Origin of the sequence: Photobacterium sp. Hal280 (genome assembly GCF_037162255.1) — a bacterium.
Lineage (GTDB): Bacteria > Pseudomonadota > Gammaproteobacteria > Enterobacterales > Vibrionaceae > Photobacterium.
Genome location: NZ_JARLUO010000001.1, coordinates 497,671 through 521,428 on the forward strand (window position 1 = coordinate 497,671; position 23,758 = coordinate 521,428).

25 protein-coding genes and 1 riboswitch are annotated in these 23,758 nt (G+C 49.4%); of the genes, 15 read left to right on the top strand and 10 right to left on the bottom strand.

What is annotated here, in order from left to right; translation table 11 throughout:
- Nucleotides 1-15: 15 nt before the first annotated feature.
- Both P4S53_RS02440 and P4S53_RS02445 read left to right on the top strand, forming a co-directional pair.
- Entirely contained in the window at nucleotides 16-1,989 is a 1,974-nt protein-coding gene (locus tag P4S53_RS02440) for a cytochrome-c peroxidase (protein ID WP_337111216.1), read from the top strand.
- A 254-nt stretch (nucleotides 1,990-2,243) separates the two neighbouring features.
- A complete protein-coding gene (locus P4S53_RS02445; protein ID WP_337111217.1) occupies nucleotides 2,244-2,780 on the top strand; it encodes a hypothetical protein in 537 nt (178 codons plus the stop codon).
- A gap of 55 nt (nucleotides 2,781-2,835) precedes the next feature.
- On the opposite strand, the gene P4S53_RS02450 is transcribed toward P4S53_RS02445, so the two are convergent.
- From P4S53_RS02450 to P4S53_RS02465, 4 genes are all read right to left on the bottom strand, one after another.
- Nucleotides 2,836-3,261: a hypothetical protein gene (locus P4S53_RS02450; protein ID WP_337111218.1), complete on the bottom strand. Its 426-nt coding sequence runs from the start codon at nucleotides 3,259-3,261 to the stop codon at nucleotides 2,836-2,838.
- Nucleotides 3,258-4,394 carry a cytochrome c peroxidase gene (locus P4S53_RS02455; RefSeq protein WP_337111219.1) on the bottom strand — a complete coding sequence of 379 codons (1,137 nt, stop codon included), beginning with the start codon at nucleotides 4,392-4,394 and terminating at the stop codon, nucleotides 3,258-3,260. Before P4S53_RS02455 ends, P4S53_RS02450 begins: the two co-directional genes overlap by 4 nt.
- A 161-nt stretch (nucleotides 4,395-4,555) precedes the next feature.
- Entirely contained in the window at nucleotides 4,556-4,873 is a 318-nt protein-coding gene (locus tag P4S53_RS02460) for an AzlD domain-containing protein (protein ID WP_337112046.1), read from the bottom strand.
- Nucleotides 4,873-5,649, bottom strand: a complete 777-nt coding sequence (locus P4S53_RS02465) for an AzlC family ABC transporter permease (RefSeq protein WP_337111220.1) — start codon at nucleotides 5,647-5,649, stop codon at nucleotides 4,873-4,875. Before P4S53_RS02465 ends, P4S53_RS02460 begins: the two co-directional genes overlap by 1 nt.
- Before the next feature lie 273 nt (nucleotides 5,650-5,922).
- Here P4S53_RS02465 and P4S53_RS02470 point away from each other — a divergent pair, with 273 nt between their 5' ends.
- The 6 genes from P4S53_RS02470 to P4S53_RS02495 all read left to right on the top strand — a co-directional run bounded on the left by P4S53_RS02470 (nucleotide 5,923) and on the right by P4S53_RS02495 (nucleotide 13,258).
- Nucleotides 5,923-8,862: an MHYT domain-containing protein gene (locus P4S53_RS02470; protein WP_337111221.1), complete on the top strand. Its 2,940-nt coding sequence runs from the start codon at nucleotides 5,923-5,925 to the stop codon at nucleotides 8,860-8,862.
- Entirely contained in the window at nucleotides 8,855-9,859 is a 1,005-nt protein-coding gene (locus tag P4S53_RS02475) for an HD domain-containing phosphohydrolase (RefSeq protein ID WP_337111222.1), read from the top strand. Before P4S53_RS02470 ends, P4S53_RS02475 begins: the two co-directional genes overlap by 8 nt.
- A 376-nt stretch (nucleotides 9,860-10,235) precedes the next feature.
- A complete protein-coding gene (locus tag P4S53_RS02480; protein ID WP_337111223.1) occupies nucleotides 10,236-10,712 on the top strand; it encodes a hypothetical protein in 477 nt (158 codons plus the stop codon).
- Between the two features lie 108 nt (nucleotides 10,713-10,820).
- Nucleotides 10,821-12,173, top strand: a complete 1,353-nt coding sequence (gene yegD / locus P4S53_RS02485) for a molecular chaperone (protein WP_337111224.1) — start codon at nucleotides 10,821-10,823, stop codon at nucleotides 12,171-12,173.
- A 41-nt stretch (nucleotides 12,174-12,214) separates the two neighbouring features.
- Complete coding sequence (locus P4S53_RS02490; RefSeq protein ID WP_337111225.1) at nucleotides 12,215-12,676, top strand: GNAT family N-acetyltransferase; 462 nt, start codon at nucleotides 12,215-12,217, stop codon at nucleotides 12,674-12,676.
- A gap of 138 nt (nucleotides 12,677-12,814) precedes the next feature.
- The gene (locus P4S53_RS02495; protein ID WP_337111226.1) at nucleotides 12,815-13,258 is read left to right on the top strand and encodes a YtoQ family protein; all 444 of its coding nucleotides are present in this window, start codon (nucleotides 12,815-12,817) and stop codon (nucleotides 13,256-13,258) included.
- 37 nt (nucleotides 13,259-13,295) lie between these two features.
- Here P4S53_RS02495 and P4S53_RS02500 read toward each other — a convergent pair whose 3' ends face one another.
- Nucleotides 13,296-13,706 carry a VOC family protein gene (locus tag P4S53_RS02500; RefSeq protein ID WP_337111227.1) on the bottom strand — a complete coding sequence of 137 codons (411 nt, stop codon included), beginning with the start codon at nucleotides 13,704-13,706 and terminating at the stop codon, nucleotides 13,296-13,298.
- A 109-nt stretch (nucleotides 13,707-13,815) separates the two neighbouring features.
- Between P4S53_RS02500 and P4S53_RS02505 the strand changes: the two genes are divergently transcribed.
- Nucleotides 13,816-14,118 carry a putative quinol monooxygenase gene (locus P4S53_RS02505; RefSeq protein WP_337111228.1) on the top strand — a complete coding sequence of 101 codons (303 nt, stop codon included), beginning with the start codon at nucleotides 13,816-13,818 and terminating at the stop codon, nucleotides 14,116-14,118.
- A 193-nt stretch (nucleotides 14,119-14,311) separates the two neighbouring features.
- Nucleotides 14,312-14,665 (top strand): hypothetical protein, encoded by a 354-nt coding sequence (locus tag P4S53_RS02510; protein ID WP_337111229.1) that lies wholly within the window; start codon nucleotides 14,312-14,314, stop codon nucleotides 14,663-14,665.
- A 3-nt stretch (nucleotides 14,666-14,668) separates the two neighbouring features.
- Here the strand turns inward: P4S53_RS02510 and P4S53_RS02515 are convergent, their stop codons facing one another.
- Nucleotides 14,669-14,866 (bottom strand): hypothetical protein, encoded by a 198-nt coding sequence (locus tag P4S53_RS02515; protein ID WP_337111230.1) that lies wholly within the window; start codon nucleotides 14,864-14,866, stop codon nucleotides 14,669-14,671.
- Between the two features lie 62 nt (nucleotides 14,867-14,928).
- Here P4S53_RS02515 and P4S53_RS02520 point away from each other — a divergent pair, with 62 nt between their 5' ends.
- The 3 genes from P4S53_RS02520 to P4S53_RS02530 all read left to right on the top strand — a co-directional run bounded on the left by P4S53_RS02520 (nucleotide 14,929) and on the right by P4S53_RS02530 (nucleotide 17,364).
- A complete protein-coding gene (locus P4S53_RS02520) occupies nucleotides 14,929-15,357 on the top strand; it encodes a hypothetical protein (protein WP_337111231.1) in 429 nt (142 codons plus the stop codon).
- Nucleotides 15,358-15,436: 79 nt separating this feature from the next.
- Entirely contained in the window at nucleotides 15,437-16,156 is a 720-nt protein-coding gene (locus tag P4S53_RS02525; RefSeq protein WP_337111232.1) for a L,D-transpeptidase family protein, read from the top strand.
- Between the two features lie 128 nt (nucleotides 16,157-16,284).
- Nucleotides 16,285-17,364, top strand: a complete 1,080-nt coding sequence (locus P4S53_RS02530; protein WP_337111233.1) for a threonine aldolase family protein — start codon at nucleotides 16,285-16,287, stop codon at nucleotides 17,362-17,364.
- Nucleotides 17,365-17,425: 61 nt separating this feature from the next.
- Here P4S53_RS02530 and P4S53_RS02535 read toward each other — a convergent pair whose 3' ends face one another.
- Nucleotides 17,426-18,454, bottom strand: coding sequence for an adenosine deaminase (locus tag P4S53_RS02535; protein ID WP_337111234.1), 1,029 nt, complete (start codon nucleotides 18,452-18,454; stop codon nucleotides 17,426-17,428).
- Nucleotides 18,455-18,558: 104 nt separating this feature from the next.
- Nucleotides 18,559-18,658: riboswitch (purine riboswitch) on the bottom strand.
- Nucleotides 18,659-18,836: 178 nt separating this feature from the next.
- Nucleotides 18,837-19,325: a hypothetical protein gene (locus P4S53_RS02540; RefSeq protein WP_337111235.1), complete on the bottom strand. Its 489-nt coding sequence runs from the start codon at nucleotides 19,323-19,325 to the stop codon at nucleotides 18,837-18,839.
- 163 nt (nucleotides 19,326-19,488) lie between these two features.
- Between P4S53_RS02540 and P4S53_RS02545 the strand changes: the two genes are divergently transcribed.
- Nucleotides 19,489-21,033, top strand: coding sequence for a bifunctional GNAT family N-acetyltransferase/carbon-nitrogen hydrolase family protein (locus P4S53_RS02545; protein WP_337111236.1), 1,545 nt, complete (start codon nucleotides 19,489-19,491; stop codon nucleotides 21,031-21,033).
- 25 nt (nucleotides 21,034-21,058) lie between these two features.
- Nucleotides 21,059-22,036 carry a DUF2860 family protein gene (locus P4S53_RS02550; protein WP_337111237.1) on the top strand — a complete coding sequence of 326 codons (978 nt, stop codon included), beginning with the start codon at nucleotides 21,059-21,061 and terminating at the stop codon, nucleotides 22,034-22,036.
- A 50-nt stretch (nucleotides 22,037-22,086) separates the two neighbouring features.
- On the opposite strand, the gene P4S53_RS02555 is transcribed toward P4S53_RS02550, so the two are convergent.
- A complete protein-coding gene (locus tag P4S53_RS02555; RefSeq protein ID WP_337111238.1) occupies nucleotides 22,087-22,746 on the bottom strand; it encodes a DsbA family protein in 660 nt (219 codons plus the stop codon).
- A gap of 109 nt (nucleotides 22,747-22,855) precedes the next feature.
- Nucleotides 22,856-23,677 carry an arylamine N-acetyltransferase family protein gene (locus tag P4S53_RS02560; protein ID WP_337111239.1) on the bottom strand — a complete coding sequence of 274 codons (822 nt, stop codon included), beginning with the start codon at nucleotides 23,675-23,677 and terminating at the stop codon, nucleotides 22,856-22,858.
- Nucleotides 23,678-23,758: the final 81 nt, after the last annotated feature.

Here is a 23,758-nt window from a genome sequence, read left to right on the forward strand (position 1 = left end):
GTCAGGGACAAAAGCATGGCCATAAAACTGGGCAAAGCCCTTTTTTGGGATCAACAAGTCGGCAGTGACGGACAAGCCTGTGCCAGTTGCCACTTCAAAGCGGGTGCTGATAACAGGATCACCAATATTCTGACTCCCGGCCTGCTGCGGGTTGATGCCAACGGCAACCCCGACCCTGATACTGAGTTTGGTGGCACCGTACCGCCCAGTCCGGCGGGGACAGAGGGCTTCACCGCCAGTAACCAAGTGGCCCGGGCAAATATCACCCTCACTCCGGATGATTTCCCATTTCACCAACTGGTTGATAAGGATGACCGCAATTCAGTCATTGTTTACTCCACCAACGACTCCGCCACATCACCAGGCACCTTTGATGGTTCATTCGGCACTGTCATTCCCAGAGATCTGAATGAGTATTGTGGTGATCCGGAAGGCAGCATTTTCCATACTCAATCCAATCTGGCGACCCGCAAAGTCGAACCCAGAAACACGCCAACGGTCATCAATGCTGTTTTTAACTTCAGAAATTTTTGGGATGGCCGCGCCAACAATATCTTTAACGGTACTGACCCGTTCGGACGACGTAATGAGCAAGCGAGGGTGATGGTCCTGAACGGTCGTACCCCTGAACTTGCCCGGATCGATCTCAACAACGCCAGTCTGGCATCTCAGGCTGTCGGGCCTGCATTAAGCGACTTTGAAATGTCTTGTGCTGGCAGACAGTTTGCCGATCTTGGTCGACGCCTTGTGAGCTTGCAGCCGCTGGCGCAGCAAGATGTCGCTAACAATGACAGCCACCTGTCCGATTTGGTTCATCCCAGCGGCAAAGGTTTACGAGCCAGCTACGCTCAGTTGATCCGGATGGCATTTGATCCAAAGTACTGGGCAGCCCGTGGCAACTTTGTCATTGATAACAGTGGCAGCGAACCGGTACTGGTGAGTGACAGTCAGGGCTATACCCAAACCGAGATCAACTTTTCTCTGTTCTGGGGCATTGCCATCATGCTCTACGAAGCGGAGCTCATTTCCGATGATACGGCGTTTGACCGTTTCAGAGGATGCCATGAACCTTCTTGCTCACCGGCCATTGAACCTGATGAAAATGCGCTGTCTGAACAGGAAAAACAAGGGCTGATGGTGTTCATTGATAAAGGGAAATGCGTCAACTGTCACAAAGGCCCAGAGTTCACTTCTGCCGCGATTCACCTGCAAGCGGAGAATCAGGAAGAAGGTCTTGTCGAGCGAATGATCATGGGCGACAACCAGGTTGCACTCTACGATAACGGCTTCTACAACATTGGCGTGAGGCCAACCAAAGAGGATCTGGGTGTCGGTGCTGTTGACCCCTGGGGTAACCCGCTGTCTTTTACCCGCCAGTATTTTGATATTTTACTCGGTAATAATGCACCCGATCCCTTTGATGTCGATCCCTGCACCTTTGAGGTTCCTGTACTCCCTGATCTCCCTTGCGACTCCGCGCAGCAAACCAATGCGCTAAGAGATCGGGTCATCGCAGGTCTGGAACGTGATGCTGTCGACGGTGCCTTTAAAACGCCCGGGTTGCGGAACATCGCGCTAACCGCACCGTATTTCCACAGTGGCGGCGCTGCGACGCTGCAACAGGTTGTTGAATTCTACAACCGTGGAGGAAATCGCCGAGGTTCTGAGTCAGACAATAACTCTGGTTTTGGCGGTAATGGCTCCAATCTGGATCCGGACATCAGACCGCTGGGCTTAACCGCTCAGGAACAAGCCGATTTAGTGGCCTTCCTGAAAGCGTTAACCGATGAGCGGGTAAGATGTGCCCAAGCGCCATTCGACCACCCGAGCTTGACGGTTTCCAATGGCCATCTCGATCAGGACAGCAACAATGATAATCGCGCCGATGACATTCTGATTACCCTGCCGGCTGTCGGAGCGTCCGGTTTACCCTTCAGTCAATGCTGGGCAAATACAGGCGACTTGTTCAATCAGGGAGGACCGCTGTAACGTTTCGGCAATCAAGTTCAAAACACCAGTCAGAGCCAATACAGTTTGGCCTTGACTGGCCTTGATTCGCTCAGATGGCGGCATAAGATTCGTAACGCAATCACACTTCACACCATCAAACATGGCCAACAAACACCACACCGATAGGCAGCATGGCCTGCGCCGCAATATGGTCACAATGCTTATCTTGCTTCCGTCAGACTATACTTTACAGGTTACCTGCTCAGCACCGTCATTCGACTAAGGATAACGGTATGAAATTTGCCAGATATCTGCCTCTGGTCGTGCTTGTGGCAGCAGGGATCCCTGCTATCGTCAATGCCGATGATAAACAAGCCATGCTGGAGGATGCATTGAGTGCAGCACCTCCCACACTCAGAGATAAAGTCACCGTAATGGACTGGGATAACAATGTCTTACAAAAAGGCTCCAGTTCCTATACATGCTTTCCAACACCGCCTCAACTGAAAGGGACAGCCCCTATGTGCATGGACGGTCCGTGGATGGCATGGGCACAAGCCTGGATGAAAAAAGAACCCGTTGAAACCAAAGCCATCGGGATATCTTACATGCTGGCGGGTGACGGCGGTGCGAGTAATATTGACCCCTATGCGGAAGGTGAAACGGCAGATAATCAATGGGTGGTTGAAGGACCACATTTAATGATTATCTCCCCCGATAAAAGCTTGCTCGACTCACTTCCCACCGACCCCAACAATGGCGGGCCATATGTAATGTGGAAAGACACGCCCTATGCACACATCATGGTGCCGGTTGGGCCAAGGAAATAATCGATATCAAAGAAAAAGCGAGATAGTTATCTCGCTTTTCATTTTATTTATAGTTTCATTTTTTGCCTTTTTTCGGCGTGTTGCTGACACCTTTGTACGGCTTCGGTGCTTCCACTGTCGTGGTGTCAGTGAGTGTTTTCAGATAAGCAACGATTGCTGCTTCTTGATGGGCGGTTAATCCCAGATTACCGGTTACCCCACCAATGGTTAATAGCGGTGCATCTGGTACTTCTGGTGCAGGCCAGCAATTGTTCGCCAGCGCATCTTTTTCAGTCACGATACCCGCAGGGCAACGTGTCACACCAAAATCAGCTGCAGTCTGACCATTAACATCTGAGGTATTGTAAAAATGCACAATACTTTCCAGGCTCTTGAACCAGCCATTGTGGGCATACGCTTTGGTAAATCCTTTCCCCGGACGTTTATCTACATTGCGCAGTGTTGGCGTTTTGTGGGCACCAATAAACGCATTCTTAATCACGAATCCGGGGGAAATGGGAATGTGACATCCGGATTCAAACCCAAATTAACCAGAGTTGGATGCAGCCCGAGATCGGGTAGCGGTGAACCGGGTAACTCATAGTTTCTTGGTACGCCAATCGCATGATAGCTGTCATCGGTATACCGCTCCAGAGGATGCGTCCCATTGGCACCATTGCTGTTATGACAAATAACACACCCAGCCTGGCCATAGAACAAGTCGTGCCCTTCATTTTCAAGATCAGTAAAACCCTTCAAAGGGAATTGCTGATTGTCGTCTTCCGCAAGAGCAGTATCCCGTTTTGAATTAAACCGGTTATTGTCTTCCGACATTTGCCATGCCGCCAAAGCAACAGCAAAGCGTGCAAAGGCCGTGGCCGATTCATCGTCAGACTGGCAGGATAAACTCACACCCCATGACTCGTAGTACAGCTCTTTACCCCATTTGGTGGATTCCACCTGGAGACATACATCTTCTTTACTCTTGTGGTTTTGCTCGACAGGGTTCAAAAATGGGCTGGCAAAGGCCTGATCGGCAAGAGGACCAAGATATTTGGAGTAAATGGCTGCTTTCTGCCCGCTGGCATCGCCAGCATCAAAAACTAAATTGGTATTTTCGACAATGTCTCCATGAGCGCGTCCATTCCAGAATGCGCCGCCGCAGGGGAAAATACCACAGGGCCCCTGACCCGCAAGTTGGAGTTTTTGCAGGCCTTTCGCTTCTCCGTCATGCAAAAAGCTGACATATTGATTGGTCGGCGGTTTCAGCCCGCCGGCATTTTTCACTGTCGTTTTTTCTTGTCCCTCTTCTAAATCTTGTGGTCTTAAATGTGGCCTTGCCCCGGTAACTGCCACCTGATGTAAATTCACACCGGATACATTGTACGTCCCGCCCGTGTTTGGCGCGTGGCAAGTCGCACAAGACATTCGATTTGGATCGGAGATATTTTCAAAAAATAATCTTTTTCCTAATTCCTCTATAGGTTGTAAATCGTAGTCATTCTCATTTTTAGCTTGTGAGTTAAATGAAAACAGCATTGACATAACCAGAACGGATGTTCCGATTATTTCTCTCGGTTTTAAATATGCACTGACGTTATCAGGCTGTCTGCCTTTTAATGCTTGCATGGTCATGGTTAACCTCTTCTTTTTTTCCACGCACAAGTCAGCCACCCATAAATCAGGCAGCTATAAGAGCGTTAAGGCTTGATTAACCAACTATAACTTAAGTTTATAAATCCGAATTTCTCATAAAAGAGAAAACCATTAAAATCAACAATATAAGCAACAAAGTCTCATTTTATAAAAAATGATACGCAAAAAAACACCACCATACTTATCACGGCCGTCAATAAAACATTCTTTGTTTTCAGTGCGATGATAATCGCGACAATAGCGCCAATTAAATATGGGTTACTATAGGTGATATCAACAGTATTTTTCTCGGGCAAAAAAACAATAGGTGCCCAAATTGCGGTGAGTACAGCCGGACTTGAATAACCCAAAAAACGCTGAGTTTGATGGTTTAGTTTTATAGGCAACCGGGGTTCTAAAAATAGATAGCGGCTTGTGAAAATAATCAGCGTCATTGTCAATATAGTTAGCCAGATCATCATTTTCCTTCCTGATTTTTTTCTGATCCTTCACGATGAATTGATTTATTGCCAATCAAACGTTCAGACATATATCCGCTTAACATAGCGGTTAAACTGGCGATCATTAGCCCGCCTTCTATTTTCAGAGCGGCCATTAAAACCGACATCACCAAAGCAATCAGTACTGAAATTAATACCGGCCAGCGCTGAATACTGGGCACAACAATCGCAATAAAAGTGGCAGCAATAGCAAAATCCAGGCCCAGGCTGTCCAGATTCGGCATAAATTTCCCCGCGAAAATGCCTGCTAATGTGGCGATGTTCCAGCTGATGTAAAACCAAAGTCCGGCGCCCAGTGCATACCAGGGCTGGAAACGCTGAGGGGACTGGTTGCCACACAAGGCAAACAGCTCATCGGTCAGAAGGAAACCCAAACCCAACCGCCAGCGAAGCGGAAGCGGGCTGATCACGTTTCGCATAGTGATGCTGTACAACAAGTGCCTTGAAGTAATGAAAAAGGTGGTCAGTAAGATGGTCACAAGACCGACCCCGGCTTTCAGTAACCCGGTTGCGACCAGTTGCGCCGCCCCGGCAAACACGATCGCTGACATGGCCACACTCTGAAACACGTCCAGCCCGGCATCAATCGCAAAGGACCCGGCAAGTAACCCCCAGGGAATCACAGCCACACATAAAGGCATCACAGCAAGTGCGCCTTGTTTAAACAGACGTCGTTTCTCCTTGCCAGTCAGTAAAATGGCAGATGTTTCCTTTGATATTTCTTTTTCTTTCATTGCCTTACTACTATCCACACTCCGAAAACAGCCACTTTACGCCAAAACAAAACCTCAATCTTGTACAAATTTGTCTTAAACATGAATAAGAATATCAGTTCATAAGGTAATCACTATTTATTGATATTGTGTTGATTATTAGCACTTACTAACGTCCCAATGGTTTACTCTTCCTGACCGACAGGATAATGTGAGCGCCCATTGACATAAAAATACAACACTATTTTAACCTAACCGGTTATCTCGCATCAGATGGCGGATAGCTGGTCTTTGATGAATCATGATTGCAGATCTCTTTTCGCGTTTTTTATCTCCGACGGCACAGACCCAAGCCTTCTGGTTTCTGGTGAATATAACTTTTCACTGATTGCCATCTCTTTGCTTATCTCTGTGGGTGCCTCTTTACTGGCGCTTTCTTTAGCTGAGTCGGCCAAACAGAGCCATAGCCGCATACTGCGCCGCCTGCATATACTGACAGGTGCAGCTTCGTTAGGAGTGGGTGTATGGGCCATGCATTTCATTGGTATGCTAGCGTTCGAGTTGTGTACCACAGTGAACTACGACATCAGCACGACCCTGCTTTCCGTCATCCCCAGCTTTCTGGCATCCTGGGTCACGCTCCATTTACTGACGAAACGGGCTGTCAGTAATGCACGACTGATACTGTGTGGTATCACCGTCGGCCTGGGTATTGGCTCAATGCATTACATCGGCATGGCGGCGATGGTACTGGGCCCTGCGCTGAAATATGATCCTGTTTTATTTGCACTCTCTATCTTTGTCGCCGCCTCATTAGCCACACTGGCCTTATGGATCAGTTTCGGTCTGCGCAAACATCGCTCAATGCCTGGCTATCAGGTTCAGCTCATTGCCAGCGTTGTCATGGGACTGGCCATTGCAGGCATGCATTATACCGCGATGGAAGCGACCCGTTTTGTCGGCCAGCCCGATCCGGCATTTGTTCCTGGCAGCCAGCGACATTACCTGCTGGCGATTACGATTTCTATTGTCACCGTCTCCCTGAGCCTGATCATTGCGGCAGTCAACGCCCTGACCCGCTATCGCTCATTACTGCAGCACAGTGAAGAAACCGCTGCTGAGCTGAAAGCCACCATAGATACCGCCGTGGACGGCATTATTAAAATGTCTCAGCGCGGCATCATCCTGTCATTCAATGCTTCTGCTGAACGTATTTTTGGTTATCACGAAAGTGAAGTTATTGGCAGGAACATCAGTATGCTGATGCCAGAACCCTATCAAAGTGCGCACGATTCCTATCTGGAAAATTACCGCAACACCGGGAAAGCGCGCATCATCGGCATTGGCCGGGAAGTCACGGCATTGCACAAAAATGGCCTGATGAAGCCGATTCGTTTGTCCATCGGCGAATCCAGACTCAATGGCGTCAGCACCTTTGTCGGTGTGATCACAGACATCAGCAAGCAAAAACAAATGGAAGCCGATCTGCGCCGCTCCAAAGAAGAAGCAGAAATCGCAGCTCAGGCAAAAAGTACTTTTCTGGCCAATATGAGTCACGAATTGCGCACGCCAATGAATGCCATTATCGGTTTTTCCGAGCTCATGCTGGACGGTAAGATGAGCACTGAACAGCAAAGACACCTTGGCATTATCCGGCACTCTGCGAAAACGCTGCTCAACCTGCTGAACGATGTACTGGATTCAGCCAAGCTGGAAAGCGGCACCACACAGCTGGAATCCCGCCATTTCTCTCTTCGCCAAATCTGTGAGCAATTGATCGCGACTCAATCGCTGTTAGCCAATAAAAAAGGCATAGAGCTGACAATGCGCTATGAGCCGCAGCTCAGTGAATATTTCCAGGGTGATCCGCTCCGCGTTCAGCAAATTATCCTGAACTTACTGAGTAACGCGGTAAAGTTCACCGAGCGGGGTTATGTCAGACTGGATATTAGTTCCAGCCGCACCAAAGGCATCACCATTCTGGTTGAGGACACGGGGATTGGCATTGCGCCCGACAGACTCGATAGCATTTTTGCGCCTTTCTCGCAGGCAGACAGCACTATGTCCCGCCGTTTTGGTGGCACAGGTCTGGGGACGACGATCGCCAAACAATTGGTTGAGCTGATGGACGGTAAAATTGCCGTCTACAGCCAGCTTGGCAAAGGTTCCACCTTCCGTGTTGATCTGCCCCTGCTGGCGGGCCAATCTGCCCAGATTGATGACAGCCCGACAGACAATGTACATATTCCCCCCATGACCATACTGGTGGCTGACGATGTCGAGCAGAACCTGGAGCTGATGACAGGCTTATTAAAAAGGGATAACCATCAGTTAATCACGGCCAGAACCGGTACAGAAGCCATAGAACAATATAAGTCCAGGCACATTGATATCGTTCTCATGGATGTTCAAATGCCTGAGCTGAACGGTCTGGAAGCCAGCAAAGCCATCCGGGCATATGAAAAGGAACACAAGCTGAAACAAGTGCCGATTATCGCTTTGACGGCGAGCGTTCTGGAAAAAGACAGACGTAACGCACTCGCCGCCGGTATGAACGGATTTGCCGTCAAGCCGATCGATATCTATGCACTGAAAGCAGAAATTGCTTACCTGAAAGGGATTATCCTCCAGGCGCCGGTTCACCCTGAGAAGCAGGATGACAATCAGGATACCCTGATCGATCTGGAGAAAGGACGCCTGCTCTGGGGCAATGAACAATCGCAGCTCGCCGCCATACAGAAATTCATCAGCCAGCCGCAGCACCACCCGGATTTTCTGGCTCGTCTGCTCAGTGGCAGCCAGACAAAAGCCCTGTCTCATGTCCACCGCCTGAAAGGCGTGACTGGTAACCTGTGCATGCCGGGTATCCATCATTGCATGAAAAAGCTGGAACAAGCATTACAACGTGACGAAAATACCGTACCGCTGTTTACTCAATACCGTGAAATGTTTAATGCCATTACACTGCTGCTCACTTCGGTCGAGGACTTCTCTGCCGAGCCTGAGCATCAAACAGCGACAACCCTCAACCAGGACGATATCAGCAAAATCATTCAGCAACTGGAACAGGGCGAAATGCCGGATTGCGCTTTTTCGGCGGTTAAATCCCAACTCCCTGCAGAACTGGCAATGGATGTGGAATCGGCCATGAGCGATTTTGAATTGGATCGAGCAGCCACGCTGCTAAATAACTATCTCGTCAGCCAGCAGACTGTGGAGGCATCACATGGATGAACGTAAAACCCTTCTGGTTGTGGATGATGAACCCGCCAATTTACAAGTGCTGAAAAACATTCTGGCATCGGATTACCGCCTGCTATTTGCCAGAGACGGCAGCCGTGCTATTGCGCTGGCGAACACAGAAAAACCCGATCTGATCCTGCTGGATATTATGATGCCCGGCCTGTCCGGCTATGAAGTGATTGAGCAGCTTTCTGCGGCACCAGACACCAAACACATCCCGGTAATCTTCGTGACCGCGCTGTCCGACACCAAAGATGAAACTCAAGGTTTTGAGCTCGGTGCGGTCGATTTCATCACCAAGCCCGTCAGCCCGCCCGTTGTCCGGGCCCGGGTGAAAAATCAGCTGTCACTGGTCAAAATGGACGAGCTGAAATCAACCCGGCTTTCCGTGGTCCAGAAACTGAGCAGAGCAACAGAATATAAAGATAACGAAACCGGCCATCACGTGATTCGCATGAGCCATTATGCCCATACCATTGCAAGAACCGCCGGTTACAGCCCGGCGTGGTCGGAAACCCTGCTGCATGCAGCACCTATGCACGATATTGGCAAAATCGGTATCCCGGATCATATTCTGCAAAAGAAAGGGGCGCTGTCTGGCGAAGAGTGGCAAATCATGCAACGCCATACCCTGATAGGGGCAGAAATTCTTGGGGACGACACTTCCGAGCTGATGCAGATGGCTAAAAACATCGCCGTCTATCATCATGAGAAATGGGACGGAACGGGCTATCCCTACGGTTTACAGGCAGAGGCGATTCCGATTGAAGCACGTATCACAGCCATTGCTGATGTATTCGACGCCCTGACAAGTAAACGCCCTTACAAGCCGGCCTGGAGCATTGAAGATGCTGCTGACTATATCCGTAAACACAGCGGCACTCATTTTGATCCTGTACTTGTTGATGCCTTTCATCGCTGTGAGTCAGAATTACTTGAGTTGAAAAAAAGTGGCCTGAATAAGATCTGCAGAGAAATAAATTCATAACAACGCTTCGATGCATGCTTTGACAAAATATAAGTCGTATATCGCTATGTCATTACGTATAGAAAAAAGCCAGAAAGTATATTGCCGGGTGTAGTTACCTAAATTTAGGTAAGACTAATTTACATAAGCCTTAAATTTCATAACCTTATGTAACAGTACATTTAATTCATCAAAATGAGACTCCCACAGCATTTTCATCATTTCAAACACCATAAAAGCGAAAAACTGACATTCAAATGTTAAAGAACACGGCATTATATGAAATTATATTTGTTGGGAAATGTTGTTAACTCATGAAACTTTGCATCTGTAAATTTGTAACTACAGCTATCGCATTAAAATGCGATGCGATAAACAGGCAATTGGTGCGTCAATAATGTACTGCGTACAATGCGGTGTTCGAACGCTGGATAAACCTGACGGTACTCCGGTAGAAATGTGTAAAAAATGTACTGAGGGCGAACAATCGCAGCCTCACGATGCCCTGCACTCAAAATACTCACTTAAATTCAGGCTGGCGATAGGTTTTCATGCCCTTTACGCGATTATCTGGCTGATCTGGGGGATCGTTTCAGGGTTTCAGGCCGCCATCGACGGTATCATGAACATAGAAACCAACAATTTCTCTATGGTGCTGCTGGCTGTGTTAATGATAGTGCTTCACCTCACGGCAGGATACGGGCTATTGATCCGCCATCCCTGGGCTGAAAAAGCCACAATGTTGTTTGGCTGCATCCTCTTTTTCTTCTACCCCTGGGGAACAGTGGCTGGCTCTACACTGGTTTATTCATTGATTCAGCTTCGCTACGACTACACGCTCACGTCAAAATTCTTCCGTAAGCTTTATCGCTAGAAGCTGTTCTGCGAGACGCAATGCAATTCTCACGCTCTGCGCTTCCTTTTCTTGTCATAGGCCGAAATTTTCGTACACTGGTCGGCTTTTTAGTTGTCAGGAGGAAGTATGTACATAGGTTTCGACTACGGCACAGCCAACTGCGCTGTTGCTGTGATGGAGAATGGTCAGCCAAGGTTGCTTCCCCTGGAAGGCGAGAGCTTTTTTATTCCTTCGACGCTTGCAGCACCAAGCCGCGAGGCCGTCAGCGAGGCGCTATTTCGTCACTATGACATCAAGCCCGCGGATAAGATTGGCGAGCAATTACTGCGACGTTCGATTTCCGCCAACAGAGATGATGACATCATCGTTGATGCGCACGCCTTACAGTTTGGTCAGCAGGCGCTGGACACCTACCTCAATGATCCTGATGAAGTGTATTACGTCAAATCACCCAAGTCTTTTCTTGGCGCTTCCGGTTTACATGACATCCAGCTAAGCCTGTTTGAAGATCTGGTCTGCGCCATGATGGCGAACATCAAACACCGCAGTGAAAGCCAGTGCGGTGAAAGTATCACCCATGCCGTGATCGGGCGCCCTATCAACTTTCAGGGTACAGGCGGCAGTAAGGCCAACCAGCAGGCCGAGAGCATTCTGCGCCGGGCGGCAACGCGCGCTGGTTTCAAAGCGATAGAATTCCAGTTTGAACCTGTGGCTGCCGGTCTGGAATACGAGAGTCAGCTGCAAGAAGACAAAACCGTCCTGGTGGTCGATATTGGTGGCGGTACTACCGACTGCTCCGTGCTGCAAATGGGACCGGGCTGGTTAAATCAAGAAGACAGAACAGAAGGATTACTGGCCCACAGCGGCAGCCGCGTTGGCGGCAACGATCTGGATATCGCCCTCGCCTTCGAACGCATCATGCCTTTGTTTGGCAAGCACAGCACCAACCAGCGCGGACTGGCAGCGCCGATCAGCCAATTCTGGAACCCGGTGGCGATCAACAATGTGGCCGCACAAAGTGATTTTTACGCCAGCGCGAACTTAGCCGTGCTGCAGCAGCTCGTGCGGGATTCCGCAGAGCCTGCTTTGCTGCAAAGGTTACTGCAGGTCTATCACCATACCTTAGGTCATCAGCTGGTGCGCGAAGCCGAGCTGCTGAAAATCGCATTGTCCGATGCATCCAGTGCCAGCACTGAGATCCGCATCGGACAGGAAACACTGCCAATCAGCTGTACCAGCTCTGAGCTGGCAGAGGCGGTCAACAGCAACGCGGAGAAGATCAGCGCTCTGATCAATGAAGCTTTGTCTCAGGCTGAATGCGCACCGGACGTTATCTTTATGACAGGCGGCAGTGCCCGCTCCCCCATGCTACGCCAGCTTATCGAACAACGCCTGCCCGGTGTGCCGATCGTGGCGGGTGACTATTTTGGTTCGGTTACCGCGGGCCTGAGTCGTTGGGCTGAGTTCTGCTTTCGCTGAACAGTTGTGCCCCTGAACCTCATGTATCAAAACGAAAACGGATGATTATCAGACCAGCCACTGAGTCCGAAATGGACGCGCTGTATATGATGGGCTTTGACGCCTGGGGCGGTGGAATGCCCCAGGCGGAGTATCTTGCCGCCTGCAAAAGCAGCCCAAAATACGCCAAAGGCCAATGGTACGTGCTGGCAGAATCGGACGTGCCTGTTGCCTCTCTGATCCTGTATCGTGATCAGTTTGGCCTGAAAGACGGGCAGGCAGGTATCGGCTCGATAGCAACCTCACCAGCGCATCGCAGACAAGGCTGTGCCAGTCGGCTGATTCTCGGTGTAATCCATCATCTTTTCTCAACAACAACGGTAACAACGGTTTTTCTTCACAGCGACATCGACACCGCATTTTACGAAGCACTCGGCTTTCAGCGGATCAGCGACCAAGATGGTTGCATGTTCATCACCCGCTCCCCAGGCACTCCCCTGCGTGCTTGTCCTGCTTACTTCTGACCCCATCCGTGTGCAAAAATGATTATTTTTGTGTACAATAATTCACTTTAAACACGCATGCCTCTGTCATCACGACAGGTATACATACACGTATACTTTGACTTACTGAGACATGCACGATAGGAAAAGGAGTAAGCAATGACCTGGAATGTCTATCTTTCTGGTGAAATCCACACCGACTGGCGGGAACAAATCATTAAAGGCTGTGAGGCGAAAGATCTCGATATCGTGTTTACTTCCGCCGTGACCGATCACGACAGCAGTGATGCCGCGGGAGATGGGTTGGGTGCGGAATCGAACAGCTTCTGGCGCGACCATAAATCGGCCAAGGTCAATGCCATCCGGATACAGAAACTGATCAAACAATGCGACGTGGCCGTTATCCGTTTCGGTGATAAATACAAACAGTGGAATGCCGCGTTTGATGCCGGATACTGTGCCGCACTGGACAAACCCTACATCACACTGCACAGCGAAGATATTGTCCACCCGCTCAAAGAAGTGGATGCCAGCGCCAATGCATGGGCGACAGACCCAGCACAAGTGGTGGATATTTTAGATTATTTACTGAATCAAAAATAAAGCCTGTACCCGACGCGATTGCGTCGGGTACATCGCTTTACGAGCGCAGGCGCTGGCCTGAAATAGCAGGATGATAAATCGGTTGAACCACATTGCCTGCCGGATCGGTACAGTGAAAACTGCGCGCACCATCACTGTGATCATGCGGTGTATCCAATAACGGCACGCCTTTGGCTTTGAGAAAATCGAACCAGGCTTGCAGTTCTTCTTTGCTGTCGACAACAAAGCCAAAATGATCAAGGGACTGATTGTGATTCTCCTGCGGTTCATACGCCCGGCTCAGCGACAAATTGTCGTTACCACAGGTGAGATAAATCAGGTTCTCGCTCGCTTTTCTGAGCACTTCCATACCCAGTATGTCGGTATAGAAGCGGATACACGCCTCAAAAGGATATACCGCTAACGCTAAATGTCGTAATCCGTTCAACGGTTTGGGTCTCTCAGCCATAACCAGCCACTCCGTGTGCAATAATTTATATCATTGTATACAATATAGAGCCTGATATTCAAACGAAGAACACATTGTTCCTCAAACCGACAAAAAGGAAGTGCGCTTTATGTTTTGTATTATTGTGAAAAATTCAGTCAAAGCAGGGTTTCGAGACCAGTATCTGGCCATCATGAAGGAAAACGCCAAGGCTTCGGTAGAGAATGAAGAAGGCTGCCTGGTGTTCGATGTGCTGTCCTCTCAGGACAATGACCACGACTTCTACCTGTATGAAATCTACACCAGTGAAGACGCACTTGCGGCGCACAAACTGACACCGCATTACCTGGAAAGCCGCAAGCACTTAGCCGGCTTAATCGACGCTCAGTCTGTGATTCGCTGTGATGTGGAGCATCGTCATTTCCAGCCGTAATCCTCTCGGTGCTGACCTCGTCATCGGTCAGCACCGTCTTCCGGAGACAGCCATCGACAGTGACTGTCTCACCCACCATGATCAGATTCAACACTGCGCCAGCCAGAAAAATCGCATGCTTTCTTCATTTTGGTCGCCTTGGTAGCACGCCCCATGAACAGACAAATGACGAAGAGCAACAATAAGGTGAATTATGAAAGGCTTTACCTGTTTATCCCTCACTTTGATGTGTGGCCTGATGGTCTCAGCAGCAGCAAACGCGGGTTGCGGTGAGATGCAATCGCAATGCATCGTGTTCGAGCGTGGTGAGACAACCCCGGTCAGTTGCTCCATTTCGGTCTGTGCCAATACCAGCGATTTTGATACCTATTGGACATTGAGCAACGGTTCTGAGATCTCCCATCACATCAACGCGAGCAAAACCACCATTAAGATCAACGGTCAAACCGGATTCGCCTTACCATCAGCCATATTACAAGACAAACTGAGTTGCTACAGCGCGCCAGGGATGAGCAGCATATATTGTGCGAAAGACGTATTACTTTAACCGTCACAACCCCATAAGAACTTGAGGGCAATACCCAGAGCTTTGTGCAGTAGCCTTTGATCCTACTGACAGCCATTTGCCCGCTTTTTCAGCTGTCTTCTGTATGTTCTTATATTGCTTATCCTTATCCCTCGCTTCAACCGCCTGCTTACCTATCATTTTGTCATCACCAGTTAATGACACGTAGCGTTCTGACGCCATTAAATACTGTCATTGGTTGGGGTTACTGACCCCTTTTCATCATTATAAGAATCAAGGTGAGTATGAAAAAGGCACTTTCAATTATTCTTCTCTCATCGTTATCAGGCTGTACATCTATGGGCCAGCCAGATCCTGAGATCGGGTTTGAGTCTACAGTTAACCTGAACGGTTATTATTTTTCAGAAAGCAACGGCAATATTCTGGAAAATGGGCAACTGGTCAAAAAGAAAACCTATTCCTACATTAAATTTAATAGCTTAGAAGAAAATCAGCTGACGTACATCGTCGCCACGTCTCCGGCTGTGAACGGTATTGTTCGGGGTGATGCGATCAATACCCGAGTCACCAGCAACTACCATGTTGAGAATAACCGCGGCGACAATGGTTATCGGATCAGTTTCTACCAGCAAAAAGGGAACATGCATCTTGATTACGTGCTGAATGCAGACAGCAATGGCGTGATTGAAGATTTTACTTTCCAGCCGCTGTGATCTGACACTCTGCCAGCTTACTGCTGATAATGTGATCAACACTTTTCATTTCATGGACCAGATATGACGTTGGGGAAATATGCGCACTAAAAACTTACCAGCCTGCTTTGCTGTGATGTCTTTACTGATGAGCGCTCATGCTCAAGGGCAAACATTTTCGACATCGATTCCCCCTTCGGCGCTGGGAAAACGTACCGTTGATGACGTGCTCACCACCTACGGACACTTGTCTGAAATGCGGCTGAAGTACAGATTCCGCCAGGCTGATGTGAGTTATCCGCCACAGAGAATTGCGTTACTTGGCCTGAAAGAAGAAAAAGCACTGGAGCTATGGGCGTTTGATCAGCAGGGTCGACGCCAGTTTGTCTACAGTTACCCTGTCACGGCGGCGAGCGGTAAAGCTGGACCAAAGCTCAAGGAAGGCGACCGTCAGGTGCCGGAAGGTGTCTACAAAATTATCGGTCTTAACCCGAACAGCCGTTTCCACTTGTCGATGAAGCTCAATTATCCCAATGACTTCGATTTGAAATACGCCGCGCTTGAAGGTCGGCAATCGCCGGGGTCCAATATTTTCATTCATGGAAAAGCCGACTCCATTGGTTGTCTTGCAATCGGCGACAGCGCGGTGGAAGAATTGTTTACCCTGGTAGGGAAAATTGGCAAAGACAATGTCGAAGTAGTCATTGCACCGCATGATCCGCGGAAAAACCCGATCCGCCCGGTTCCCGACACCTCCCCGGCCTGGATATCGGAATTGTATGCATCGATTGAAAGCGAATTTTCCCGTTTTGAATATTAAACAGGCAATTAAGACTCCCTGAGCGGATCGCTATCAAAACTGTCCATGAAATCTGTTGCGCACTGGCATAAGCCACCATAAACTCCTGACGACAAATTAAAATGAAGTGGCTTATTTCAAGGATTATTATGAGCACGGAATTACGCTCTCAATGCACTCTGTCTGTCCCCGGCAACCATGAATTGTCGCCGGCCGAGATCTTCCGGCAAATGGCAGACTGGTGTCAGAACCATCAGATCAAACATGATATTTACGGTCAGGGCGATGACCTGCAGCAGTTTGAAACCAAAGTCGCCGATCTGCTGGGCTACGAAGCAGGCCTGTTCGTGATCTCAGGGACGATGACCCAACCGACCGCACTGCAACTGGCCTGTATGGCACGCAAAAACCCTGTTGTGGCCATGCATCCCTCCAGTCATATTTATCTGCATGAAGCACAGGGTTATCTGCTGCAGCATCGCTTTACTGTTCTGCCTGTCGGCAACCCGCATCAAACCTGGTCTTTGACCGATCTGCAGGCATGGCCGGACGATATTGCTGCCGTCCTGTATGAATTGCCAATGCGTGAGATTGGCGGCCAGTTACCTGAATGGGAAGATTTAAACGCAATCAAAGCCCATTGCCGCGAACAGGGAATTCATCTGCACATGGACGGCGCCAGATTGTGGGAAGCCAAAGCCTGGTATGGCCGTGAGTACAGCGAGATTGCTGACGGTTTCGATTCAGCTTATGTCTCGTTGTACAAAGGCATTGGCGGATTGGGCGGCTCAATGTTGCTGGGCGATCAAGCATTCATTGAAAAGGCTCGGCTCTGGATGCAACGCCAGGGCGGTAACGTCTACCATCGCACGCCTTATGCGGTTTCCGCTGCGATGCAGTTCGACCAGCGCCTGGCGCTGATGCCGGCCTTGTTCGAGCGGACTCAGCAGCTCTACCGCATATTGCAAGATTACCCGCTGTTGACGCCAAATCCGGCTGCACCACAAGCCAATATGCTGCATCTGTATCTGCCGGTCAGTGCGGAAAAGGCCATGGCCATTCGCGACAGACTGGCGACAGAGCAGAAAATATGGCTGGGAAATCCGCAACAAGCGGCCTTACCTGAGCAATCGTTGCTCGAATGGTATGTCGGTGACAACCTGCTTCACCTCAGCGATGAAAAACTGCGGGAAATCTTCGACTGGTTATCCGGCGAGTTAGTCAGCTGATTGGAAAGCGGCTCCCGCCCGCTGGATGGACAGTGCCGGGAGCCCCTTTGCAATCGTTGGATTATCTATTGCTGTGATCGGATAACTTTTCGTTTTGAAGATAATCCTGTGTCATTCGGGTCAGGCGCTGCTTTTCTTCAGCACTGATGAAACTGGCTTCAATCGCATTCAAAGTAAACTGGGCGATCTCTTCCCGCATCATGGGATGTGCATCGGCCACCGCCAGAAAATTATCTGTCATATAGCCGCCGAAATACGCCGGGTCATCCGAATTGATAGTGACACACAGGCCTTTGCGTAACAGCTCGACAATATTGTGGTCTTTCATCTCCTCAAACACTTTGAGTTTCAAGTTCGACAGCGGGCACACGGTTAAAGGCACCTGCTCCTGTATTAAACGCTCAACCAGCGCAGGATCTTCAACGCAACGGACGCCGTGATCCACCCGGGTCGCCCCCAGCAGATCCAGGGTATGGGTGATGTTTTTCGACGGCCCTTCCTCACCAGCGTGAGCCACAGTCAGAAACCCTTCGGCCAGCGCTTGCTGAAAAACGGCTTTGAATTTTTCCGGTGGATTGCCCTGCTCCGAGGAATCCAGCCCTACGCCCACGATTTTATCTTTATGCGGCAACGCCTGACTCAGCGTGACAAACGCAGAATCTTGATCGAGATGGCGCAGAAAACACATGATCAGCTGGCTGGAAATCCCCAGCGTTTTCCTGCCCTGCTCCAGGGCGCGGTGAATCCCATTCACCACAGTCTCAAAGGCAATGCCCCGCTCAGTATGGGTTTGCGGATCGAAGAAGATCTCTGTGTGCACCACGTTATCGGCTTTACAGCGCAACAGGTAAGCCCAGGTTAAATCGTAAAAATCCTGCTCGTGAATCAGCACGTTCGCGCCCTGGTAGTAAATATCCAGAAAAGACTGCAGGTTGTGGAACTGGTACGCAGCGCGTACTTCCTCTGGAGAGTGGAAAGGAATGGCTATCTGGTTTCTCTCGGCCAGTGCAAACATCAGCTCAGGTTCCAGTGAGCCTTCAATATGCAGGTGTAATTCTACTTTGGGTAAACCGGTAATAAAGGATGTCATCAGGTGCTCTTAATCAGATTCTCAATACGTTGACTGGGATGATTAACAGCTTTTCTGCAGTAAAGGAGAATGGGATATTCTGACCATGACAAAGAGAAAAGCGATTAATCGACTTTACTCTTCGTAATCAGAATTTTACGGATTCTGGTAGAGACCCCCACACCCTATCAGTGGGGTTATACGAAGCGGGTTGTATCGGTTTTCAGTAAACCGATGACCACAACGAGGCAAACTTTCTCATATCAGTTGCCGGCTTGCAAGACGTGACGCTCATTACCCTATCTGCAACGCCATCGAAGAAGGTACCTTTCATGGTCATCATGACTGGCAAAGCGCTTCACAGATAAAAATGCGCCCCGTTCGCAGAGGCGCAGCGCTCATGTTACTCTTTTTCTTCTTTAGAAAATTCTTCGCTGGCCTTTTGCCAGGCGTCACTCAGGCTGTCATAAGCGCCAGAAAAGCCTTCTTTGACATGCTCCCAGGCATCGGCTGAGCTGCTCTTCATGCTGCCATACCATTCAGCCAGTTTTACCCGCTGTTCCTGCATGGATTTCAGGCTTTCTCTGGATTTCTCACGGGCTGCCTGATCCATATTGTCCCAGTCTTTTTCTATCTGGGTCTGCAACTGATCGATATGTTTATCCAGGCTGTCGATACCTTCTTTCGTTGCCTTCATGGCTTCGTCTTTTTGCTCTGCGGAGTAATTTTTCAGCGACTCCAGCAATTCCTGCGTTTCTTTGTTCACCTGTTCCGCAGAGGTCACTGTTTCTTCTTTTTCGTGATGGGCCGCACTGACCATACCAGGCAACAACCCGATGGACACCACAAGGGCACACACTGAGGCATAACGACGAACTAAACTCACTTTCATATTTCCTCCAAGCGTCGTGATATGAATGAAGAATCAGACCTAAAGTATGGTCTATCCGGAATAAAATTGTGTTCACTCACTGTCAGGATACGGTTCACTGGCGAAACCTAACGGATGTTCCATACTTTATAGCACTGGTTTCAACAATGAAAAACAATAAGTTATGGATGAGAACAACAGCACTTTATTAAATCTGCGCACCATTGAGCCTTCCGACTTTAAGCAACTTGCTGCACTGGAGGATCTGGTTTTTCCTGATGTTGGCGGCGCCTGGCCAAAATCTACCATTCAGGGGCTGGTCAAACATTTTCCCGACGGGCAAATCTGCATTGAGGACAAGGGAAAAATCATCGCCGCGGCGCTGACCATTAAAGTCAGCTACAACCGTTATTCGCTGAACCACACCTACCTGGATATCGTCGATGCCAACAATGTGGCCTGCCACAACCCGAGCGGGGATGCCTTGTATGGGCTGGACGTCTTTGTCCACCCGGATTATCGCGGGCTTCGCTTGGGACGCCGCTTATACGAAGCCCGCAAGGAGCTCTGCCGGGCCAACAACCTCAAAGCCATCCTGGCTGGCGGGCGGATTCCGGGTTATCACAAGTACGCGGATGAAATGCATGTGTCTGAGTATATTGCCAAGGTCAAACGCCGTGAAATTCATGACCCGATACTCTCGTTTCAGCTTGCCAATGATTTCGACGTCAAACGCCTGATGAACCGCTATCTGCCTGAAGATGCGAAGTCCAAAGGCTACGCCACGCTGCTTGAATGGGACAATATTTTCTATGAGGAAGATATCTCAGTCCATCAAACCGAAAAAACACTGATAAGGCTGGGCATAGTGCAGTGGCACATGCGTCGGGTCGTGTCGGTCGACGACCTGATGAACCAGGCCGAGTTTTTTGTCTCTTCGCTGTCCAAATACCAGTCGGATTTTGCATTGTTCCCTGAATTTTTTAATGCGCCGCTGATGGGGTTAGCCAGAGACAAAGATTCGGTTGAGGCCATCCGCTACCTTAGCCAGTTCACGGAAGAAATCCGTCAGCGTTTCTCTCAACTGGCTGTCACGTATAACATCAACATCATTGCTGGCAGTATGCCCTATCTGAAAGGGGATAAGTTATATAACGTGTCCTACCTGCTGCACAGAGACGGGGACATAGACGAGCAATATAAAATTCACATCACGCCGCACGAGGTCAGGGACTGGGTGATAGACGGAGGCGATAAAGTCAAAGTCTTTGACACCGATGCCGGCCGCATTGGTATTCTGATTTGCTACGATGTGGAGTTTCCTGAACTGGGCCGGCTTTTGGCTGATCAGGGTTTGCAGATACTGTTCGTACCTTTCTGGACAGATACCAAAAACGGCTATCTGCGGGTCCGTATCTGTGGTCAGGCGCGGGCGATTGAAAACGAATGTTATGTCGCACTGGGGGGCAGTGTCGGCAACCTTCCCCGGGTTGATAATGTCGACATCCAATATGCCCAGTCTGCGGTGTTTTCACCCTCCGATGTGTATTTTCCACACGATGCCATCATTACGGAAGCCAATGCCAATACCGAAATGATTATTTTCGCTGATGTCGACTTATCGAAACTAAAACTGTTGCACAACGAAGGCTCTGTCACTAACCTAAAGCATCGGCGCTTGGATCTTTATAAAATGAAGACCAAAAAGCGTAATAAAAAGAAACATTAACCAATGCTTTTCACAGGAAGTGGCCATGTTACGAACGTTTCGACAGACAGTGCTCATTCTTGGGACACTGTCTGCTTTTTCCGTTGCTGCTCAGAACGATGTAAAGCCCGGCCTTTCAGGCAATGTCAGTATTAACCTGGGCTGGTTTAAAAACGATTCCCGTCTGAGTACCGAGCAATCATCCGTACTCAATTCGTTAGAAGAATCAGGCGCAAAGGAAGAAAAAACGCTGCCTTTGCCCATGTGGGATTTACAGTTGGGTGTTGCCCGAAATACCGAACTGTATTTCAAATCAGCACTGGGGGGCATGGCGAGCAGTTTTTATATGCAGGCGGGCCTTACTCAGTATCTGAGTGACGGGTCCAGCTTAGGCATTGGTGTGATTCCCGGCTTTTTTGACAACAAAGTGTGGGACGACCCTTTTCAGATCGGGTCACCAAGACAGGAAACCAAGCGCTCTATCCGAGGCGCAGTGGTGGACTATCACCGTATCGCAGGCACCAATGTGTCTCTGGAGCTTGCCGCGGGTAAACGCAAGATCGACGATGAGCGCAGCGGCTCTGCGTATAGCACGACAGCACAGGACGCCCTTGATCGTGAAGGCGATCTTTTCTATGCCGCACTGAGTCAAAAACTGGATTTAAATCGTCAGTTCGGCATCGACTGGAAAATTCACTACATCGATGACAGCGCGGAAGGTGGCGCGGTAGCGAACAATCGCTATGGTGTTGAACTGACGGCCCGGCAGAGGCTCGATCGCTATATTGTGATGCTGGGTGCCAGTGCAGCGTGGATTGACTATGACGAGGCCCATCCTATTTTTAATCAGATCCGGGATGACAACCGATACGGTTTTTCCGCAACCTTCATTTACCTTGCCCCGTTTAACTGGCGCAATGCCAGTGCGGTTGCCCGGGCGGGGTTTGATAACCTGACGTCCAACATTGATTTTTATGAAGAAACCCAGAACCTGTACAGTATAGGGCTGGCCTATTCTTTTTAACAATGGCACACGATGGCTGCGCAGGCTGCCATCGTGTGATTGTTCGTCAGCTAGCTTTTGTTGACAAACCACCCTTTCATGACCGATTTGGCTTTCGCCCATTTGATCTTATCGTGAATGTCATTGAGCGTAGTCAGTTCATTCTGGTAAGCAACCGCAATCGGCCAGCGCTGACCTTCCACTTCCAGAACCAGTGAAGGAAAGCCCGACACACCCAATGCTGCCGCATGCGCTATGTCTTCCTGAAGTAATGCGTCAACCTCAGCGCTGGTGATATCTGTCATGAAATGCGCAACGTCCAAACCCAGCTCAGCGGCCAGCTTTGCGTGAGTCTCATCGTCAGAAGGATTCATTGCCCGCAGGTAATAAGCCTGCTGAATCGCCTCTGTCATTGCCTTTTCCTGTCCCTGCTTTTTTGCGGCAATAACAGCCCGACAGGCAGGATAGGTCGACCGGCGCGGCTGGCACTGTGTCCAGAAGTCATGATTAAATACTGTCCCCAGCTGGCTGGCTATCCGGCGCCAGGTCAGCTGTAACATCTGCTGCATCTCTTCCGGCATGGGCTGATCACTGTCGGGAGCCAGACCCCCCAACACATTGCGGATTTCCACATCAACCGGTAACTGAGCTTTGAGTCGCTGAAAAGCAGGACGATAACCCCAGCACCAACTACACATAGGATCATGAACGTAATACAAAATAGCGCCCACACATTCCTCCTGACTGAGGCTTTTGAATGAATTTCTAACCGTTCATTCTAAAGATATCATGGCGCTGCGCCAGCTTTATCTGGAATTCTGCCCCTGGTCTGTGCTGCTGTTACTGCTGCTGACGTATCTTAGCCATTTGATGTGAATACAAGGTTGCAGCATCCTGCTCGGTGAGCTGTAAATTAAACTGCGTCGTCAGGAGCTGATACAGCATAGTCGCGTCACTGATCTCGGCAGTTCTCTCCTGCCCTGCCTGATCATCGTATTCAAAGTAGGTCAGGTTTCGGATCAGATACCGCCGGCTGTCAAGAATCCGGGATACCACCAGATGATTCACAAATGCCGCCTCCGGCGCCTGATGGCTATAAAAATGGCCTATATTACAGTCTGATTCCACATATTCCGCAAAATCAAACCGATACAATGTCACTGCCTCATCGCAGTTTGTTGCAATCACCATCATACCGCCGCGGTTGTCTGACTCCACACTGTAGTGGTATCTGACATCAGGCTGAGGCTGGTTGGTATTCAGAGCAATGATCTGTCTTGGGTTCATGACCCCGAATCCGGCATCAATCAGATACTGCTTATCATGCAGAGTCAGTAAGGTTAAACGGTGCGAGCGACCATTGTCCGGATTACCGTTGAGCATCACACGGCCAATCAGAGGACGGACATCAAAGCCCAGCTCTTTCAACACCAAAAAGACGACTTTGTTGTGCTCGAAACAATAACCGCCACGGCGTTGCCCCACCAGGCGCTTGAACAAAGCCTCAGGCTCGAGACTTAAATCATGCTTCAAAATGACATTCGCACTGGAAAACGGATATCGTACCAGATGGGCCGTTAACAAAGATTGCAGCCACTCCAGGCTGATTTCCGGCTCGTTAACACCCAGACTCTGCAAATATTGATCGATAAGATTTTTCATTCAATTGCTCCGTGGCATCAGAAGAGATAACGCCACGATAAAACCTCAGGTTAACTTGAGGTCAAGTGTTATTTTCATCAA

What these genes read in the sequence shown, in the direction of transcription:
- P4S53_RS02495 (WP_337111226.1), top strand. Translation starts at nt 12,815, where the DNA reads ATGACCTGGAATGTCTATCTTTCTGGTGAAATCCACACCGACTGGCGG.
- P4S53_RS02445 (WP_337111217.1), top strand. Translation starts at nt 2,244, where the DNA reads ATGAAATTTGCCAGATATCTGCCTCTGGTCGTGCTTGTGGCAGCAGGG.
- P4S53_RS02500 (WP_337111227.1), bottom strand. Translation starts at nt 13,706, where the DNA reads ATGGCTGAGAGACCCAAACCGTTGAACGGATTACGACATTTAGCGTTA.
- P4S53_RS02460 (WP_337112046.1), bottom strand. Translation starts at nt 4,873, where the DNA reads ATGATCTGGCTAACTATATTGACAATGACGCTGATTATTTTCACAAGC.
- P4S53_RS02490 (WP_337111225.1), top strand. Translation starts at nt 12,215, where the DNA reads ATGATTATCAGACCAGCCACTGAGTCCGAAATGGACGCGCTGTATATG.
- P4S53_RS02525 (WP_337111232.1), top strand. Translation starts at nt 15,437, where the DNA reads ATGCGCACTAAAAACTTACCAGCCTGCTTTGCTGTGATGTCTTTACTG.
- yegD (WP_337111224.1), top strand. Translation starts at nt 10,821, where the DNA reads ATGTACATAGGTTTCGACTACGGCACAGCCAACTGCGCTGTTGCTGTG.
- P4S53_RS02510 (WP_337111229.1), top strand. Translation starts at nt 14,312, where the DNA reads ATGAAAGGCTTTACCTGTTTATCCCTCACTTTGATGTGTGGCCTGATG.
- P4S53_RS02540 (WP_337111235.1), bottom strand. Translation starts at nt 19,325, where the DNA reads ATGAAAGTGAGTTTAGTTCGTCGTTATGCCTCAGTGTGTGCCCTTGTG.
- P4S53_RS02535 (WP_337111234.1), bottom strand. Translation starts at nt 18,454, where the DNA reads ATGACATCCTTTATTACCGGTTTACCCAAAGTAGAATTACACCTGCAT.
- P4S53_RS02440 (WP_337111216.1), top strand. Translation starts at nt 16, where the DNA reads ATGGCCATAAAACTGGGCAAAGCCCTTTTTTGGGATCAACAAGTCGGC.
- P4S53_RS02475 (WP_337111222.1), top strand. Translation starts at nt 8,855, where the DNA reads ATGGATGAACGTAAAACCCTTCTGGTTGTGGATGATGAACCCGCCAAT.
- P4S53_RS02560 (WP_337111239.1), bottom strand. Translation starts at nt 23,677, where the DNA reads ATGAAAAATCTTATCGATCAATATTTGCAGAGTCTGGGTGTTAACGAG.
- P4S53_RS02550 (WP_337111237.1), top strand. Translation starts at nt 21,059, where the DNA reads ATGTTACGAACGTTTCGACAGACAGTGCTCATTCTTGGGACACTGTCT.
- P4S53_RS02470 (WP_337111221.1), top strand. Translation starts at nt 5,923, where the DNA reads ATGAATCATGATTGCAGATCTCTTTTCGCGTTTTTTATCTCCGACGGC.
- P4S53_RS02520 (WP_337111231.1), top strand. Translation starts at nt 14,929, where the DNA reads ATGAAAAAGGCACTTTCAATTATTCTTCTCTCATCGTTATCAGGCTGT.
- P4S53_RS02455 (WP_337111219.1), bottom strand. Translation starts at nt 4,394, where the DNA reads ATGACCATGCAAGCATTAAAAGGCAGACAGCCTGATAACGTCAGTGCA.
- P4S53_RS02505 (WP_337111228.1), top strand. Translation starts at nt 13,816, where the DNA reads ATGTTTTGTATTATTGTGAAAAATTCAGTCAAAGCAGGGTTTCGAGAC.
- P4S53_RS02480 (WP_337111223.1), top strand. Translation starts at nt 10,236, where the DNA reads ATGTACTGCGTACAATGCGGTGTTCGAACGCTGGATAAACCTGACGGT.
- P4S53_RS02465 (WP_337111220.1), bottom strand. Translation starts at nt 5,649, where the DNA reads ATGAAAGAAAAAGAAATATCAAAGGAAACATCTGCCATTTTACTGACT.
- P4S53_RS02530 (WP_337111233.1), top strand. Translation starts at nt 16,285, where the DNA reads ATGAGCACGGAATTACGCTCTCAATGCACTCTGTCTGTCCCCGGCAAC.
- P4S53_RS02515 (WP_337111230.1), bottom strand. Translation starts at nt 14,866, where the DNA reads ATGGCGTCAGAACGCTACGTGTCATTAACTGGTGATGACAAAATGATA.
- P4S53_RS02545 (WP_337111236.1), top strand. Translation starts at nt 19,489, where the DNA reads ATGGATGAGAACAACAGCACTTTATTAAATCTGCGCACCATTGAGCCT.